This is a genomic window from Wolbachia endosymbiont of Armadillidium arcangelii (assembly GCF_040207875.1).
Taxonomy (GTDB): domain Bacteria; phylum Pseudomonadota; class Alphaproteobacteria; order Rickettsiales; family Anaplasmataceae; genus Wolbachia.
Genome location: NZ_CP157942.1, coordinates 699,702 through 717,991, shown reverse-complemented (window position 1 = coordinate 717,991; position 18,290 = coordinate 699,702). Strand labels below are relative to the sequence as shown.

At 34.3% G+C, this 18,290-nt stretch carries 19 protein-coding genes and 2 pseudogenes; 10 read left to right on the top strand and 11 right to left on the bottom strand.

Features of this window, described 5'->3' with window-relative positions; genetic code table 11:
* Positions 1-336: 336 nt before the first annotated feature.
* The 10 genes and pseudogenes from ABLO99_RS03555 to ABLO99_RS03510 all read right to left on the bottom strand — a co-directional run.
* The gene (locus ABLO99_RS03555) at positions 337-513 is read right to left on the bottom strand and encodes a PQ-loop domain-containing transporter (RefSeq protein ID WP_237350145.1); all 177 of its coding nucleotides are present in this window, start codon (positions 511-513) and stop codon (positions 337-339) included.
* A gap of 121 nt (positions 514-634) precedes the next feature.
* Entirely contained in the window at positions 635-1,498 is an 864-nt protein-coding gene (locus ABLO99_RS03550; protein WP_349968309.1) for an SPFH domain-containing protein, read from the bottom strand.
* Positions 1,482-2,378 (bottom strand): M23 family metallopeptidase, encoded by an 897-nt coding sequence (locus ABLO99_RS03545; protein WP_410543678.1) that lies wholly within the window; start codon positions 2,376-2,378, stop codon positions 1,482-1,484. The genes ABLO99_RS03550 and ABLO99_RS03545 overlap by 17 nt, the downstream gene beginning before the upstream one ends.
* On the bottom strand, positions 2,375-2,548 hold the full coding sequence (locus tag ABLO99_RS03540; protein WP_349968308.1) for a hypothetical protein: 174 nt from the start codon (positions 2,546-2,548) through the stop codon (positions 2,375-2,377). Before ABLO99_RS03540 ends, ABLO99_RS03545 begins: the two co-directional genes overlap by 4 nt.
* A 120-nt stretch (positions 2,549-2,668) precedes the next feature.
* A complete protein-coding gene (locus ABLO99_RS03535) occupies positions 2,669-3,400 on the bottom strand; it encodes a YebC/PmpR family DNA-binding transcriptional regulator (protein WP_349968306.1) in 732 nt (243 codons plus the stop codon).
* 7 nt (positions 3,401-3,407) lie between these two features.
* Entirely contained in the window at positions 3,408-4,094 is a 687-nt protein-coding gene (locus ABLO99_RS03530) for an outer membrane protein assembly factor BamD (RefSeq protein WP_047758728.1), read from the bottom strand.
* 68 nt (positions 4,095-4,162) lie between these two features.
* Positions 4,163-5,143 carry a hypothetical protein gene (locus ABLO99_RS03525; protein ID WP_047758727.1) on the bottom strand — a complete coding sequence of 327 codons (981 nt, stop codon included), beginning with the start codon at positions 5,141-5,143 and terminating at the stop codon, positions 4,163-4,165.
* An 89-nt stretch (positions 5,144-5,232) separates the two neighbouring features.
* Positions 5,233-5,775, bottom strand: a complete 543-nt coding sequence (pgsA, locus tag ABLO99_RS03520; RefSeq protein WP_047758726.1) for a CDP-diacylglycerol--glycerol-3-phosphate 3-phosphatidyltransferase — start codon at positions 5,773-5,775, stop codon at positions 5,233-5,235.
* Positions 5,776-5,822: 47 nt separating this feature from the next.
* Positions 5,823-7,155 (bottom strand): annotated as a pseudogene (locus ABLO99_RS03515) (IS110 family transposase).
* Positions 7,156-7,377: 222 nt separating this feature from the next.
* Positions 7,378-8,070, bottom strand: a pseudogene (locus tag ABLO99_RS03510) (transposase); the annotation flags it as partial.
* On the opposite strand from ABLO99_RS03510, the gene ABLO99_RS03505 reads away from it, so the two are divergent.
* From ABLO99_RS03505 to ABLO99_RS03490, 4 genes are all read left to right on the top strand, one after another.
* On the top strand, positions 8,070-8,231 hold the full coding sequence (locus tag ABLO99_RS03505; RefSeq protein ID WP_349968304.1) for a hypothetical protein: 162 nt from the start codon (positions 8,070-8,072) through the stop codon (positions 8,229-8,231). The pseudogene ABLO99_RS03510 and the gene ABLO99_RS03505 sit on opposite strands and share 1 nt — an antisense overlap.
* 730 nt (positions 8,232-8,961) lie before the next feature.
* The gene (locus ABLO99_RS03500) at positions 8,962-9,456 is read left to right on the top strand and encodes a hypothetical protein (protein WP_349968302.1); all 495 of its coding nucleotides are present in this window, start codon (positions 8,962-8,964) and stop codon (positions 9,454-9,456) included.
* An 8-nt stretch (positions 9,457-9,464) separates the two neighbouring features.
* Complete coding sequence (locus tag ABLO99_RS03495) at positions 9,465-9,719, top strand: hypothetical protein (protein ID WP_349968300.1); 255 nt, start codon at positions 9,465-9,467, stop codon at positions 9,717-9,719.
* Between the two features lie 223 nt (positions 9,720-9,942).
* A complete protein-coding gene (locus ABLO99_RS03490; RefSeq protein WP_349968299.1) occupies positions 9,943-10,962 on the top strand; it encodes a hypothetical protein in 1,020 nt (339 codons plus the stop codon).
* Here ABLO99_RS03490 and ABLO99_RS03485 read toward each other — a convergent pair.
* A complete protein-coding gene (locus tag ABLO99_RS03485; protein ID WP_349968297.1) occupies positions 10,952-11,476 on the bottom strand; it encodes a gamma carbonic anhydrase family protein in 525 nt (174 codons plus the stop codon). The genes ABLO99_RS03490 and ABLO99_RS03485 overlap by 11 nt on opposite strands.
* 116 nt (positions 11,477-11,592) lie before the next feature.
* Between ABLO99_RS03485 and secG the strand changes: the two genes are divergently transcribed.
* The 6 genes from secG to ABLO99_RS03455 all read left to right on the top strand — a co-directional run bounded on the left by secG (position 11,593) and on the right by ABLO99_RS03455 (position 17,524).
* Entirely contained in the window at positions 11,593-11,913 is a 321-nt protein-coding gene (gene secG / locus ABLO99_RS03480) for a preprotein translocase subunit SecG (RefSeq protein WP_047759060.1), read from the top strand.
* Positions 11,913-13,520, top strand: coding sequence for a CTP synthase (locus ABLO99_RS03475; RefSeq protein ID WP_349968295.1), 1,608 nt, complete (start codon positions 11,913-11,915; stop codon positions 13,518-13,520). Before secG ends, ABLO99_RS03475 begins: the two co-directional genes overlap by 1 nt.
* Before the next feature lie 40 nt (positions 13,521-13,560).
* Positions 13,561-13,863 (top strand): hypothetical protein, encoded by a 303-nt coding sequence (locus tag ABLO99_RS03470; protein WP_349968294.1) that lies wholly within the window; start codon positions 13,561-13,563, stop codon positions 13,861-13,863.
* A 17-nt stretch (positions 13,864-13,880) separates the two neighbouring features.
* Positions 13,881-14,288: a nucleoside deaminase gene (locus ABLO99_RS03465; protein WP_047758719.1), complete on the top strand. Its 408-nt coding sequence runs from the start codon at positions 13,881-13,883 to the stop codon at positions 14,286-14,288.
* Between the two features lie 186 nt (positions 14,289-14,474).
* Positions 14,475-15,296 (top strand): hypothetical protein, encoded by an 822-nt coding sequence (locus ABLO99_RS03460; RefSeq protein WP_349968292.1) that lies wholly within the window; start codon positions 14,475-14,477, stop codon positions 15,294-15,296.
* 224 nt (positions 15,297-15,520) lie between these two features.
* Positions 15,521-17,524 (top strand): FAD-dependent oxidoreductase, encoded by a 2,004-nt coding sequence (locus ABLO99_RS03455; protein ID WP_349968290.1) that lies wholly within the window; start codon positions 15,521-15,523, stop codon positions 17,522-17,524.
* Positions 17,525-18,290 lie beyond the last annotated feature (766 nt).

Below are 18,290 nucleotides of genomic sequence, written 5' to 3'. Positions count from 1 at the left end.
TAAAAACTTCAGCGATATCTGTTGTATGTGTACTCTGAATCTTTTTTACACAGGAGGATTTTATGCCTAGAATTCCAGATATTTGACCTTTACTTTAGCTAATAACAGGCGCCTGTAGTTTTTAGATTAGTGTTAACACGGTTTTTCTGCTTTTTTTACTTAATGTCTTAACTCAATGCACACCAGCATCATTTACTGCTTCTATTGCTATCACTAACGATACTGTTGTTTTATGCTACAATGTAGATGATGCAGATTTTGCATCATAATAACATTTTTGTATGATTAATGTTAAGTTAATTATTAGCCCAGCAATATTGCTAAGCACAATAAAAGTTAACCCCTCATAGAGACCATAGATAAGCCAAGAAGATGAACAAATAACAAAATTATCAGCATCGATATATCACGAGTAAGTTTAGTAATATATGATTTATACACTTGAGGTAATAATCCAACTAGAGACGAAATTAATGCAATGAAACCGAAGCACTTTCCTATGCTTATATACATACACCCTCCTTTTATTAATATATTAAATTTAAAATGTTGATAATATTGAATGTCTTTAAACTATTACTAAACTATAATAATTATATAGCTTAAATCAAAAAGAATTAAAAGTATACCTAAGCTAATTATTATCCAAACTAATAGTCGGCTGTGCATCCTGCTCAGAGATCAGAGCAACTAGCAAATTGTTTATCAATTGAACCTTTTGTTTTCCATCCAATTGTAAGCTTTTATTTTTTTCAAAATGGGCTATTACTTCTTCGATAATTCCTATTGCATTTTGCACTATATGCTTTCTTGCAGAGGTGATGGCATGTGCTTGTTGACGCCTCAGCATTGCTTGTGCAATCTCAGATGAATACGCCAAATGCGATATTCTCGCTTCTGCAATTTCAATTCCAGCAATATTCAATCTTTGTTGTAGCATTGACCGCAATTCATTCGAAATTTTATCAGAATTTTTACGCAAAGATTCCTCATCGCTTTCGCTGTCATAAGGATAATTGCTTGCCAATTCTCTAATTACTGAGTCACTTTGCACAAAAACGAATTCATGATAATTATTAACATTATAATATGCCTTTGCAGGACTGCTAACTCTCCAAACAATCACTACTGATATTTCTATTGGGCTCCCATTTGCATCATTCACTTTTATTTTTTCTGTATTGATATTCTGAAATTTCAGAGAAACAACATGTTTGTTTGAAAAGGGAAGCGTTACACATATTCCAGATTTAAAATAAGTTCCGATATAATGACCAAAAAACTCTATCACTCTTGCTTCATTAGGATCATTAATGAAAAATCCTTGAGAAAAAGCCAATATTGAAACAGCAGTAACCCCAAGCGCAATTGTACTGTCATACGCTACAAAAAGTACCAATAAAACTAATCCTAGCGCTATTAGTACAGGAAAAGCCTTTAAATTTCTATCATTTATCGTATTTTTATCTGTACTGTTTTCATCAGATTTCTTTTTCACTCGCACCCTCTCTGCTGATTATTTTATCTACCTTACTTACAAATAATTTAAACTCTCTTAATTCACGATCAGGCAACTTTATCTCAGTTCTATGAGCTATTGTAAGCGGATCAATGTGCTTACCATTATACATAACTTCATAATGTAAATGAGGTCCTGTTGCAACACCAGTGCTGCCAACATAAGCTATAACCTGACCCTGCTTTATTTTAGAGCCTAACTTTATATCACTACTAAATTTACTTATATGCGCGTAACAGGTTGAATACCCATTTTCATGTTTTACTTTAATATACTTGCCGTAACCTCCGTTATTTCCTATATATTCTATTATACCCTCTGCAGCAGCATGTATAGGAGTGCCAAGTTTAGCTGCATAATCTACTCCTTTATGAAAAACAACTTTACCGCGAATAGGATGCTTTCTATTACCAAATTTCGAAGATATACGATAATCTCCGTTTAAAGGACTTACGAAAATTTCGCTACTTGTTAAGCTTATCCCCTCTTTATTAAAGTACCCCCCTTTGCCGCTCTGTGATTCATAATGATACAAGCTAATGGCCTTTTTATCTGTTATCAGTGAAGTATATAAAATTTTTTCTTCAGCTTTCTGATTACCGAGCGATTTCTCAAAAAGAACCTCCAACTTACTTTTTGGCACAATGTCTTTTTTAAAATCTATACCATAACCTTTATATATGTCGATTAATCTCATCACTGTATTTGGCGCCAAACCTTCTGTGTCAAAAAAAGAGGATTTTATGTCACTGGATATGAATAACAACTTTTCATCACTTTCTGTCATCAAAGCAGCTTTTTTTTTCCTGATCCCGTGCTGAAGTAACGCTGGAAAGTGGTTTAGGTTGCTTTCTGTCATTCCAGTGCTTGACACTGGAATCCAGTTTTTATTATACAATCTCTTGGTGTGTCCATTTGTAATTGAATTCCAGTGTCTGGGCATACAACTGCACGAACATTGCAATTTGCGGGTGGTGTCATTCCAGTGCTTGACACTGGAATCCAGCTCTTTGACTGACAATGCTGCATAGTGTGCTTGAATTTTTCTGGATCCCAGTGTCTGGGCACTGGGATGACACCCTACACGCTGTGCAGATGTTTCAGTAGCATATGCTGGTAAAATACAAAGCAGCAGAAGTATTACCAGCCTCATAGTTCATCAGCAAAAATAAAATTACCTTCCACATACTGCACATCGTCATTATCTTCTAATTCTTCAACTAATGCAGATAATTTATCAATTAATTCTTTATCGCTAACTTTAATCAGATCTTTTGGCTGCCATGAAAGACGAGCAAGTTCTGGTTCTCCAAATTTTGTATAGAAAGCATCACGCACTCTACCAAATTCTTTTACTTCACAAGTTATAATATACAATCCTTCTGAGTTATTCTCCTCAATATTCAATACTTCTGATTCAATTCCAAAGTTAAATAAATCTTCAAAATTCATACCCTCTGCTTTATAGATAATCAAGCCTACATGATCGAAAAGGTAACTTACACCTCCTGTTTCCCCCAAATTACCGCCCTTGCGAGAAAAGATATAACGTATCTCAGAAGCAGTTCGGTTGCGGTTATTTGTTAGGGCATGAACAATAAGTGCAGTACCATAAGGTCCGCAGCCTTCATATTGTATTTCTTCATAATTTTCTCCAGCAACGTTACCAGTTGCATTTTTTATTGCTGTTTCTATTTTATCTTTTGGTAGATTTTCCTTACGCGCAGCAAATATAGCAGAGCGAAGACGTGCAGAATCAGGCAGCCCTTGTTTTGCAGCAACTGTTATTTCTCTAATGAGCTTTGTAAATTTTTGAGAGCGCTTTGCATCCTGAGCGCCTTTCCGGTGTTTTATATTTGAAAATTGTGAATGACCAGCCATAAGAAAACTAATTCAGACCTTCTGCTAACATACTTTTATACTGCTCAGCTTCTAAGTCAAGGCCAAGAGCTAAGTAAGCCGAGATTAAATGGTTAATAATTCTAGGAAAATATTGAGAATCTTTATCGCTTACCATATTTTGAAAACGTTTAATTGCCGCTAAATATTCACCACGCCTTAAATAAAATCCACCAATAGAATACTCTTTTTTTGATATATGTTCTGTGATTAATTTTGCTTTTTCTTTGATCTCGTCTATATACTCGCTATCTGGGAAAAGGTTAATGTACTCAGTAGCTAGCTCTAAGGTTTTATATGCAATTTGTTGCCCAAGCTGCACTTTGTTAATTTGCATGTAATAAGATAATACTCTTAAGTAATATATATATGGTAAATCTTCACCATTTGAATAAGTGTATATATAATCATCCATATCACTTCCAGCACTGCTGTAGTTACCCATATTATAGTGAGAAACTCCAGACAATAATTTTGCTTTCATTGCCCAATAAGACAAAGGATACAAATCCTCTATCTTTTGAAATGCTCTAATAGCTTGCTTATATTTTTTCTCGTCAAAAAGCCTAACTGCTTCCTCGTATAGTTCGGCCTCAGTGTGTTCAAGATCATTCGCATACGACTGCGTAAAGGGGGAAATTAGAAGAAAAAAGCATATGGTTAAAGTCTTATACATAAGATTTTTTTTCAATCAAAGTAAAGTATAGACTAAATATTATCTAAATAAACAAATTTTTGAAATTATCATCGAGCAAAAAGCGGCTCTTGGCCACCATTCCTTACATTACCCGCACCAGCACCTGTTGAAACACCTTTTCCACTCACTTCTACGTCCTCTAGCTTTCTACTATAAGAATGTATGATCAATCCACTTCCTGCCATCAAAAGAGCAATACCTACTAGACCTAAAGCAGGTCCAACAGCAGATGATGCTAATGCTACTAACATTATCTTCCTTACTAGTAATAAAGAAGAACCAGCAAAAATTAACTTAGCCGCAGACATATTGCTTGTCTTTTTTTCAGACCTATCATCAAAGCCTTGCTCTTTTTCTACCTCATGTTTTTTACTTTTCTTGTACTCACAATAGCAGAGAGTAGCACTCGCCACAAAGTAAAATAGACTGGAAATTGAAAAAACTACGTCTTCTATTATTCCTTGTTCCAATGCTTCGCTTACTATGCTGGCCACAATAACTAATGTAACTAAAGCAGCATCAGCATAGTTAAAGTAATCATCAATTGTATAAGGAGAGTCTCTCTTTTCTTTTTCTCCCCTTTCAATATTCTCCAACTCTCGTTCTTTTTGTGCTATTTTCCTATTATTGTAAATTAAATATAGCGTACAAATAAGAGATAGGACCATGAAAGGTAATATAGTGTGGCTTAGCGCACCACTTATCACGCCAAGTAATACCTGATCGCTACATGTTTTTTCCAGTTCAATAGCCATAAATAATGCAAATGGAACCATTGTTGCCAATGATACATATTTTCTATGTAGCTCTCTTTTTTTTAACGTTAATAACTCTTGTTCTAGCTTCTTCTTTTTTTTTTCTTCTTCGAGTGTTAATAACTCCTGTTCAAGTTTCTTTTTCCTTTCTACTTCTTCTTCTATTCCTGACCAAAAATCCCGAAAAAAATCCTCCACTGTAGCATCTTTTCCAAATCCTGATCCTTTAGAGAAGTGCTTAGTATTAAGGCTATCTGCAGTAATAATAGTCATATGAATCGACTAATTTATGAACTAATACATTATACAGGATTTTAACTACTCAGTCAATATTATGAAATTATTAACTGCTTTTAAGCAATTCAGTCAATCTGTTTGATGCCAACTAGAACGTAATTATAACCTGACCACACAGTCATAATAGCCGCAACCCACAAACAAATCACACCTACATATTTAGTTGCTTCATAATCACTCATTATTAGCGCTACTACGGCAACCATCTGCAAAAATGTTTTAATTTTCCCAGCTTTGCTCACAGGTAGGATAACGTTCTTAGCTATCAAAAACTCCCGCAGACCTGAAACTAATATCTCCCTACAAACAATTATAACTGACGGTATAATTGTAACATCATCTATCTTTTGCTTATAGACTAGCATGATTATTGTTGAAACTACTACTAACTTATCGGCAATTGGATCAAATAACTTGCCAAAATTCGATTGGACTTTCCATGCACGCGCTAAATAACCATCAAAAAAATCTGTAATGCACGCAAACATAAAGATCAATATTGTTATTAGATTTGCATACTTACTTTCTATATAAAAGCTTAATATTATTGCCGGTATTGCGAGCGCACGAGAAATTGTTAGCAAATTAGGCACGTTTTTCTTAAGCATGTACATCACTCTCCTAATAAACTCCTTCAATTAACTGATCCTTTCTCCTAAGAAACTCCTTGAACTAACTCATCTTTTTTTACCAGGATATAGCCAAATTCAGAAGCTTTTTTACTCAGATTTTTCATAACCCTGTTTTGATAAAGTTTTTCGTAAGAATCAATTCCTTTTTCGACATACTCTTGTCCATACTTTAGCATATTATAAAAGATACATGCTAATTTCCTTGCCATAGCAGTGATCGCTTTTGGAGCTCCCAGTCGTTTTTTCCACTTTCTGCATTGTGAACCAAGAGCAGTATTACTTTTTGATACACATTGTGCAGCAAGCCGTAAGGCATTTGCAGCACGATTTACGACTTTACAAGTTTTCGTGCTAAACACTTTCTCTCCAGTGATTTTATTACCAGGACTCAGCCCCAACCAAGACGAAAATGTTGGCCATTTGTTATGGTTGATACCAGTCTCTGAGATTATGGTCTGTATACTTAGTACACTGAATCCTGGATCTAGTAAAATCTATCCCGATAACCCGGTATAATTCTTCATGCAAATTAAAGTTTGGATCATTTTTTTGCTTGCCTTGTGCTTTACTTGTTGATTTGCTCTCATCAGATTTTGTTTCAAATGTTTTATAGTAGCTTTCAACGCTTCTATCACATTCCTTTATTTGTTCCTGGAAAAAAGTATATGCTTCATATTCTTGCTTAAGTGTAAACAAGTGTTCCTCTCTGTAGTCACCGGTTAATGCCTTTACAATAGTAGATTTATCATTTCTTATTCGTCCATCCCTTAATTCAGCTAATTTTTCAGGATCTCTTTCACCTTCAATTATCGCTTCAATAATCCTAATACCTGTTACACCGTTAATATCACTAATTGCCTTATGTAACTGAATGTTCATCTGAATTAATGCCTTTTGCATGCGTTGAGTGTGTGTACTTGCGCTTCTGATTAGATTATTACGTTGTCTGACGTAGCCACGCAGTACGCAAATTTGATCATCTGGTCTAAATGATCCTTGGAGCAGTCCATAGCTATGTAACTGTTGCAACCACTGGCAATCTTGAACATCAGATTTTCTACCAGGTACATTTTTAATATGCCGCGCGTTTACTAATTTTACTTCAAATCCATATGATTCAAGTATTTGAAATAAAGGAATCCAATATACTCCCGTTGATTCCATAGCTACCGTTTTAATTTCACACTTCTTCAACCATTTTGCTAAGTTATGCAGATCCACTGTAAAACAACCAAACTTTTGGATATGTTGCTCATCTCTTCCTTCTGGAACACATACATAATGTACAGATGAGCCAATGTCTATTCCTGCCGCATTAGGGTTCATTACTTCCAACTTATTTTTTACTTTTGCCATTTTATACCTTTAGTATATAATTTATCATTGAAGAAGCGCTTCAGCTTGAGACGGTAAAATTAAGGCACTCTCCTAAACGAGGTAGTCTGAATAGACTCCATCAATGGTTTAACCGTCACCTTCAAAACCATGCTAACCAACGGGCACTGTGACACCATTGGGATATCGGTCATAACTGCAGAAGTGCTTCCTACGCAATTATACCAACAAATTACTAAAAACTTAAATTAGGGAGTTTCTTTTTGGTTTGACAGGTTTTGCCTGTTCGATGCTTACCAGAACATAACCGAATTCAAGGGCTTTTCTACTTAGATTTTTCATAACCCTGTCTTGATAAAGTTTCTCATAATAATCAATTCCTTTTTCTACATATTCTTTTCCATATTTTAGCATATTGTAAAAAATACATGCCAATTTTCTTGCTGTAGCAGTAATTGCTTTCGGTATCTCTAGTCGCTTCTTTAAAACCTCCTGCAGTATGCACCAAGTGCAGTCTTGATACACAGCAAGGCATTCGCAGCACGATTTATAACCTTACGTGTTCTTGTTCCAATAATTTTCCCTCCTGTAATTTTATTAGTAGGACTCAACCCGAGCCATGAAGAAAAATGCTTTTCTGTCTGCCATTTATTGCGATTTATACCTGTTTCTGAAATGATAGTCTGTACACTTAATACATCAAGTCTTGGAACTTTAGTAAAATCCATTCCTGTTATTCGATATAAATCTTCGTCTACGGCAAAATCTGGACTATTCTTCTGCTTCCGCTTTTTTATTTTATTCAATGTTCCGTTCTCATTCAACTTTGTTTCAAATATTTTATAGTAATTTTCTATACTTTTATCACATTCGGTTTGAAAAAAAAGTATATGCTGCATATTCTTATTTCAATACAAACAAGTGTTCTTCTCTATATGATCATAAATATAGAGAAGTTACCGTATGAAATATCACATAAAAAAAGAAATTTGGAAGCAAATTTTGCATTTTTAAAGAGCACAAAAGGAATACACAGTAAAAATGAGGAGAAGTTAAGAATATTTATGGAAGCAGTGTGGCAAAGTGGCCGCCAATGACCAAGAATTTACGGTAATTACAGGAGTATACATAGGAGGTTTAAAAAGTGGTGCGAAAAGGGAATTTTGGTAAAATTACTTAAGTATGCACAACAAGATCCAGATTTGGAAATCTCCATAATTGATGGAACAATCATCAGATCTCATTCATGTTCAGCTGGATATAGAAAAGATTCTCAGGCTCAAGAGGCCTTAGGACGGAGAACTGAAATTCATGCACTTGTTGACGCATTGGGAAATCCACTCAAATTTATTCTGACCTTAGGCCAAAGGAACGCAGGCATCACAGTTCTGACTAAAAATGTCTCTAGCCCCACTGTAGCGGCCGATTGACCAAGCTGTTTTGATAATCCTAATTTTGGTTTCAGTATTTTTGTTTCTCATATCTAACACTCCTTTTTTTATGTTGTTTTAACTTACTTTTTTTAAGTTAAGTCTTGTTTAATACAAAAAATATCTGTACTCATAGCTACCAGTGTAGCACTTAAACCTAGTGCTCAACTTTATGGAATACAAGAACCACAAGGAATAGCAAATGAGAGTTCAGTAACTTGACATAGTTGTACTGCCTTCCCACGTTTGAAGCAAGTTATTATTCCATCTCAAACCATAGTACAGAGTAAATATGACTAAAATTTTCTGTTTATGAGTTATTTATGTAAAGATACTATTTGACTTTGAGCTTTGAAGGTACTATGTAATAGTATTATTTAATATGCGAGGTTTATTTATGGGTATGAACTCTAGTGAAAGGGCAAAGGTGCTCAAAGAAAGTAAAACTCAGTCTGTGTCGCCAAAAAAGTTCAAAAATAATCAGTCCATGTTACCAAAACGGAGTCGGAATTCTGGTGAAAAGCTATGGAATGCATCAAAAGTATTAGAAGATACAAGAGTAGAATTAAAAAAAAGACGGCTTGAAATAGAATTAAAAAAAGACCATGAAATTTCAGAAAAACTGTCAGAAGAAGAAATAGAAAAAATAGTGAAGTTGGGAGAGGAAATAGAAGAAGAGGTACAAGAAATAGCAACGCCAATACCAATGTTACTACTTAAGGAAAAAATAACACAATTACGAGGAGGAAAAACAATAAAATTTGCTGAACAAATAGAAAAGCAAGCAAAAGAAATGCAAGAATTATATAAGAAACTAGAATTAAGTGCTAAAATAAAAGAAGAAGATCTAAATAAGCTCAAGGACATAAAGAAAGAATCAGCAGAGAGTTAGTGAGCTATATGCCTAATTCAAATCCTAGAATGTTGTACACTACTGTTATTGGTGTTAGTCTTGCTGCTGGGTTGGTAACAAGTACTGTACTTGAGCATACAACTAGACTAAGTATGTTAGCAATAATCAGTATGGCAGCAGTATCTGCACTCGTAGCCGGTTACGTTACATATAAAACAATAGAACCTAATACTAAAGTAGATGAATCAAGAGAATCACACATAAGTAGTACTAGTCATTCACTTCCTCAATCTGATGGATAAAATTTTATCAATTCTTTTTAAGTTGCTTCTTAAAAGGAGAACATCAACGATGTTCTCCTTTTAATTTGGTTGAAATGCAGAAAACTCCTATGTTGAAGTTCACAAAGTTGTTAAGTGTTGCCATTAAGTCCTAGCTAGTACAACTAGGCAAGTGTTCGTGTATCTTATTGACATATTTAACTTATTCTGTTACAATTTTTAGTAGTATGTTTAGAGGTAAAAAATGATGAAAGGCTTTAGATTGCTAATTAATCAAATCAGGCTTTCATGGATTAGCTTAATATTAAAAATAAAGAGCTTCTTTCAAATTCACAACACACATCATAAAACAACCGCTAGCAATGGAAATGACCATACAAGAAAAATAAGTGTAGAGAATAAAATAGAAACGAAAGGTAATGAGATTGATTTAGAGGATATATGGTATGATGCTCTAGAAGAGCAAGAATTAGATAGAGAGGAATACTTTGACGCTGTTGAAAGTTTGGATGAACAGGAAAATAGTGAAAGGAAAGAGTATGATGAAAATAAGTGCTACAGTCTACAAGATGGTCTGCAAGAAAAAAACGAATTTGATCGTGCAACACATACTCTTACACTTGCTTTCGAAATTGAAAAGCCATTGCTAGACTTTGACCTCAGTAAATTTAAATTGTGCAAACTTAAGCAAAATGGTGGTAAATATACATTTACTCTAGAAGATAACCAGAAAAATCGCATAGAGCTACACTCTGAATACCTTAATATGTATTTTCCTAAGTATTTTGAGAAACACAGTAAAAAAAGAGCATACACTGAACTTTTTTCTCAAGAAGAAAATGGAATTAGAAATGATATTATAATCCCATTACAACTCCCAAAAGAGATAGGCATACTTACTGAAAAATTCGGCTGGATGAACTTTAAAAAAGCAAATATACAATCCCACATACCAGATTTCCCAAAAGATATAGATCTAAAAAGTTGTAAAGATCATGTAAATTGCTTTCTTAACTCAAACAATACTATATCTCTTTCTCTAACATCGGCAAAAGTACAATGTGCAGCTATACTATTAGGTATTCCAACAGAAACAAACTGGCCAATAAAAGATGTTTTAGTGAGAGGAGAGTTTGCTAACACTGTTAATAAACATATTTATAAGCAACCTAGAGTTGAAGAAGTGAACTCTGACCCTGAGTCTTTTGAAGTAGTTGATGTGGAAAATGTGTATCAGAGTCAAAGGTTTCAGCCTAACATGTAGTTTTATATTCTTTCATTAGCATGATATAATTTTGTGCAGATTGTGTAATGTGGTTTATTTCTTCACTTGACATCTTTTTGAAGAATTTTGCTGGCCTGCCAGCCCATATTTCCCCACTTTTTATCACTTTTCCATGTGTCACCAGTGAGCCAGCAGCTACCATAGCTCCAGACTCCACAATCGCATGATCCATTATGGTAGAGCCCATACCAATAAACGCTTTATCATGCACCGTGCATGCGTGTAATACGCAAAAATGTCCTACTGTCACCATACTGCCAATAATCGTATCACCACCTGGGTTTCTATCTACATGAATTACGGTACCATCTTGAATATTCGTTCCATCGCCTATTTTGATTGATCCGACATCCCCTCTAATCACACAATTAAACCAGATGCTCGCATTCCTTCCTATTTCAACCTTACCTATGATACACACACCACCTGCAATAAAAGAACTTTCATCTATTTTTGGTTCATAATCTTTATATTTTAAAATGTGATAGCTCATAATTTAAATAAGGTTTAATACATATTTGGATTCCAGTAGTCAAGTTACTCGGGTAAAGATATTCTTGACTTATGAGCCTTACGCTCCTAAAATCTTTATTTTTAGCTCTACTCATAATGTCAGTAACAGTACTCAGTGTACTTCAAATAATATTAGTTGTTGTATTGGTAATTTTAGTGCTCCTACAGCCACCTGGAAGTAGTTCATTAAGTGGCTTTAGTAGTTCACAGCAAGGAGTCAATTCGATAATTCCAGTAAAGTCTTCTGAAAATCCACTCAGCAGAATAACGGCTATAGTTGCTGGATTATTTATTATAAACACATTGCTATTGTCAGGATTATGCTCAAAAGACGTACATAAAAAATCGATTGCAGAAAAGATTATATTAGAAAAAAAACAAGAAAACAAATCCACTTCTGTTCCATTTGAAAATTAATGAAAGAGGCTAAATTTATTTTTGTTACAGGTGGGGTTGTATCATCGCTTGGTAAAGGTTTAGTTGCTTCAAGCGTAGGTGCACTTCTTCAAGAATACGGCTTTAAAATCCATATTAGAAAACTTGATCCATATCTAAACATTGATCCTGGAACAATGAGTCCAACTCAGCACGGGGAAGTATTCGTTACTGAGGATGGCGCCGAAACTGATTTAGACCTTGGGCATTATGAGCGTTTTACTGGAATTAAAGCAACTAAAGACGATAATATAACAACTGGTAAAGTGTACCATGAGTTACTAAAGAGAGAGAGACGTGGTGATTATTCAGGCAAAACTGTACAAATCATTCCTCATGTGACAGATTTAATTAAGTTGTTTATTTTTAATGGTACGGAAGATTTAGATTTTATAATATGTGAAATAGGTGGAACTGTAGGTGATATTGAAAGCCAACCGTTTTTGGAAGCCATACGCCAAGTTAATTACAAATTAGGAAAGCAAAAAGTTATCCTTATCCACTTAACTTTAATACCATATCTCACTGCAGCGCAAGAATTAAAAACGAAGCCGACACAGCATTCAGTTCGAGAATTAAACTTTGCGGGATTACAACCGGATATTATAGTATGTCGCTGTGAAAAAGAAATTTCCGATAATCAAAAAGAAAAGATAGCTAATCTTTGCAATGTTTCCTTATCTAATGTAATACCTGCTCCTGATATAAATCATATATATGAGCTGCCGATCTTGTATAATCAATGTGGGCTTGGTACACAAATTTTGGACCACTTTCATTTGAGTAAGCCAAAACCACGCTTAACTAAATGGGACAAAATAGTACACTCTATGAGACACCCAACACAAGAAGTTATTGTTTCCATAATAGGGAAATATACTGAATTTCCTGACGCATATAAATCACTGATTGAAGCACTAAATCATGGCGCAATTAGCAATAAAGCCAGAATAAAGGTAAATTGGGTCAACTCAAGAGAAGAGAATGGAAAATCTATAGATGAAAAGTTTATAAGAGAAAAACTACGGAATTCTCATGCAATCCTTGTTCCAGGGGGATTTGGTGATAATGGAGTAGAAGGTAAAATATTAGCAATAAACTATGCCCGTACAAATAATATTCCATTTTTAGGAATATGTCTTGGTATGCAGCTTGCAGTAATTGAATTTGCTCGCAATGTTATTAAGCTTGAAGATGCACACTCTGAAGAATTTCATAACTGTAAACATCCAATCGTTAAGTTAGCTGGCGATCAGGACGGCGATCTTGGTGGAACCATGAGACTTGGGGCATACAAGTGTAATATAAATGCAAACTCTAAAATGATGGATGCATATAGTAACACTACTATTTCAGAAAGGCATAGGCATAGATACATAATCAATTCAGATTATAAAGATGATTTGGAAAAAAATGGGCTTCTATGCAGTGGCATATCAGAAGATGGAACGTGCATAGAGGCAGTGGAGTTAGAGAGTCATCCGTGGTTTATTGGTGTGCAGTTTCATCCAGAATTTCAATCAAAGCCGTTTTCTCCTCATCCTCTCTTTACATCATTTATTAAGACAGCTATTGACAATAGAGTTTAATAGAACTTAATAGATAAGATTCTGAATAGAGAGGTAAAAAATGCTACTAGGAAACAGTAAAGACACCATCACATATAGACCTATAACCTTCGAGAAGTTGCATAGGCATATAGAGCAAATAATATATAAATTAGAAGAGGATCAAGTTATAGAGGACATAATTGACATAATGGAAGAAGTAGGTGTAGTTATAAACGAACTAAAATCGATAGAAGAAATAAAAAAATATTTAAAGCAAGAAATAGATAGCCCTGTAAAAAGGACAATGGTCTCTAGTAAAGTCTATGATCTACAAAAAATAGAAAAATCAAGAAAAGAAAATTATATTTGTCTAAGCACCTAATGTTTAAGTACCAATACATGGAATTTGCCATAGAGCAAGCCAAACTTGCTCAGAAAAATGGTGAGGTGCCAATAGGTGCTGTAATAGTGAGTAGAAACAATATCATCTCCTCTGCACACAATATATCTAATGACCCAACTGCACATGCAGAAATGTTAACGATTAGAAAAGCATTTTCAACATCAGTACTTTATGATGCTGACATGTACGTAACGTTAGAGCCGTGCCCGATGTGTGCTCAGGCTATCTCTTTTGCAAGAATTAAACGGTTGTACTTTGGAGCTTACAATCCCAAAGGCGGAGGAGTTGAAAACGGTGCTAAAATATTTCAATTCTGTACCCACATACCTGAAGTTTATGGTGGAATATTGGAAACAGAATGTTCTCTTTTGTTAAAAGATTTCTTTGAGAAACTAAGAGCTTAGTGAGTGATTCATAGAGAGTATTTCAATATTTTTTGAGTAAAATCTGTATTATAATTGTATCAACTGCAGTGGAGTCTGATAAATAAGTTCTAAGTACTTTTCATAAGGAGTTTTTCCATAGATCCCTTCTGTGACAATAGGCTAGAAATCGCAAGTGACTACGATGAGGAATATGATGACCCCATAATGTATGACCTCTGTAATCGTGATATCCTGCCTGATACCTACGAGAAGCAACGTTACCATTCTCTAGAGATAAATGTTAATCATTTGAAAGTTATTGAATGGTTTGAAGAACAATTGGCAAATTTAAACATCACTTCGAATAAAGTAGCAACAGGGGTTTATTATGTTATTGTTGGCACAAGCCTTGTCAGCTTAATTATTTCGGATTGTTGTTCTGATAAATCATATCTAACTTTAGATAAGCTCAAAACTAATCCTACTGCTTTGATCAGTTTCAACGAAAAAAACTTTAAATCGTTGTTAAATCTATACATTGTTCCTATGGCTGATTTAATTTGCGAATGTCGAACTCTAGATCAAATACTAAGCGAAGCAGTTGAAAAAGGAGTACCAGAGCTATTACCTAATGTTTCTTTTCAAGCATTCCCTTATGTTCCACTGCAAAAAACAGTTCATCAGGAGAAAAAAATATTAAGGTTGAAAATTATAGATAATACTATTTATGTTAATGACGTTGAAATTATAGGCAAACAAGCAACTTCAAGCATCCGCATCTTTAGAGTATTACTTAAACAATTTTTACGTGATTTGGAAGCAGCTAAAGAATATAAATTTCTTAGTATCATTCAAATAGCAGATAGTTTAGGTATTGAAGACCCAGAACAGCAAGTACGCAGACCTCTTAATAGAATGCAAAAAACAATAGCAGAAAAGCTAGCTAGCACCTTGGGACTAAATATAAAACGCGATGATGTGATACAAGCATGTAACTGGTCAGGCTACCGGCTTAATCCATCTACCATTAACTTAAGTGCTAGCTAAACTTCTTTAGTTAATGTTTTACGAAAAATACAGAAGGATACTTGCTTAATTTATATAACCATACTAAAGTTTGCATCACGCTAAGAATAGTATAGAAAGAAAAGTAGAAATGCTATTAAAATTAGCGTAGAAAAAACAAAGAATTTCAGAAGATTGATCCATGTTTATAAATTTTCAATATTGACTAAATTGACATTTATGCTATAGTAGTACCAATTAAAAAAGTGGGAAAAGCAATGTCTAATGTTGGTCATGTAGTTATAGTTGGTTCTGGTCCAGTTGGGTCGTTTATGGCAGTGCTAACTTCACGGCTTGGTGTAAAAGTTACTGTTTATGAAAAACGTGAAGAATTTACAAGAGAGATTAACGTCAAAATAGATAATGGATTTTTTAAAGAGGTTCAGCAAATCTTTGATAGATTGGGGATAGATAGTAAATTCTTTGAAGAGCTGAACAAGGACTTAAAGAAAAGTGGCAATAAGATAGTTATAAAAAATCTAGAAAAAAAGTTCAAAGAAGAAGCACTATCAACTGGCAATGTTGAGTATAAAATGGAGAAAGTAAAAAGCTTTGAGGAAGTAGATGAAAAGCATAAGGATGAGAATCCAATAATACTGGATTGTACAGGAAGTAATAGCATGCTTCGGACTAATAAATTCGGCAGCAATCGAGATAACATGGTTACTATTCCACTTCAACATGCAATGTACATCAACCTTAAAGCAAAGAATGGTAAGCCTACTGCTTTGCATCAAGTAATGAAGAATATTGGAGATATAAAGCTTGCTGATATTGTGGCAAGTAAACATGAAAGTGAAGTGACTGATGTAACAATTCCGGTCTTTATAAGTAATGAGCTAGCAAAGACATTTGATCAAAATTATCCTAATATAAATACAAACCCTTTATATCCTTTTCAAGCTTCTAATCAAGTGCCAGACAAAATACTTTATCCGATATCTTCTATCATATCAACTCTTATACTGAAGGATTGGGAAGTAGACCTAAATAGTGTAGTAGTAAAAAAGATAGAAATAAATTGCGGCTATGCTAAAAAGAGGAGTGAAGATCATTATATTTGCCTTGGTGATGCAGCAGTTAATTTAGCGTTCTTTAGGTCTTTAAATTTTGGTTTGGAATATGCTTTAAAATTCTTTATGAAATTATCGAGCTGTTATGGAAAAATTGAAATACACGATTTAAGCAAGAAGGAGACTGAGGAAATTAAAGGACAATTTAGGCAAGATAATCCACATCTAAATCCTGTAGAAGTGCATAAAGCTTATGGAAGAAATTCATACTTAGTGGTAACCAAAGTAAATCGCTATGGCTGCTTTTATTATAATGCAACAAGCCGCAAAACAGAAAAGCTGACTGGATTTTTTGGAGCTGAACACAAACAAATCAGCCGTGAATTAGATAAGCTCAATAAAAGGTTAGATAATTGGAAATACGTGCTGCAGGAGTTTGAGCTAGAAAGAGATAGAGGTATAAAAAATGAAATAAAAGGCAATAAGCACAAAAACATTCGATACAATTTTTTAGCGAAATTAATAAGCAAGTTTACTGTTTCTTCTGCTGTAGCAGGTGAGAGCATAAAAGAAAGAGTATATGTACGTCCATTATATAAAAAGAATTATGAGTTTTTCTCAAACTGTTTTGAAATTATAAAAAAGGAAAATATATCAGGTGCTAATGTAGATAAGCAAAAAACGATAGATTTAGTTGCAAAATTACTAAATAAGTATAAAGAATCACAGAAAGAAGTGGAGAGTAAAACTTTGCTAGGTAAAACAAGGAATTTCTTTCTGAAATATATCAAAAAAATAAAAGAGTTTATTATCAGTATTTTTAGTGATAATGCTCTTAAAAAAGATAAGTTATTAAATCAGCTAGCAAATATATGTGCAGAAGATACGTCCCCTGTTGAGAAGATAAATGCAATAAATGAACTGACAAAAATAACAGAACCTTTTATAAAAAAAGATGTCGAACTGCACTTTATTGTAAACTTAATTAGCAATAATATTCTAAAGCAAAGTGGGGCCACAGGCTTAATGAACGAGGAAAGTGCTTTAACACAGAGTCAAACTCCAGAGCAAGAAAAAACTGCTTTAAAAACTCCAGAGAAAAAAGAAAGAACTAAATCACAGAGTGTAGTAGGCACAGTTATTGATAATGTAAAAGATAGTAATACATTACAAAATCCTTATAAGACTCACTATTAGGTAAATTGATATTCTTCAATTCTGTCACGTTTTCATCTCTTTTTGTGATTTATTCATAATAAGAGATGTTGTTCAATAATTTATTATGAAAAAAATATTTTATGCAGGATCAAAAAGGCATCCAATCAGCTTCAGAATTCTTATACTGTTCAGGAGTAACAACTGCAGCAATCTTATTCCTGTCTCCATACCTATTATCAGTTTCAATACCAACTTTTGCAGTAAACTGGAGAGTAGACCGGCGGAACTTCCCCGCTAGCCTCTCGCAGATGAACCTCTCGACTCACACAGCTCCCATTATTCGGCTCTTGCTACTAATTATAGCATAATCAAGGACTCTGTTTTAATCAATTGCTCATCCCATTTCTGGTTAACAAATGACTAAACTAAATCCCTTCGCTCCATCTCCATTACAGAAACTTCTTGAGCTAATCCGCCCCTATTTTTCGCATCGGTACTCTCATCCTCAGAGTTTGGATTTCTCCCTTATCATCGAAATGACAGGTTCTCGCAGTTCCACGCAATAGCCCAAAATAGATTCACGCCACTTTTATGCCGGACGCCACCTACCCAGTAAACAAGTTTCCGATAGGTTTATCCCAGGTTAACGACTACCCCCTGGTTTTGACGTCGTCTCTACACTTTCGACACTTCATCAGTGGTTCACTTGCGTTCGTCTCTCTATTTCATACATGACACATAATTGTGCCTTTTCCATAACGCTCACTACCTTACCAAAGCAGCTTATGGCTGTTTAAAGCCTGCT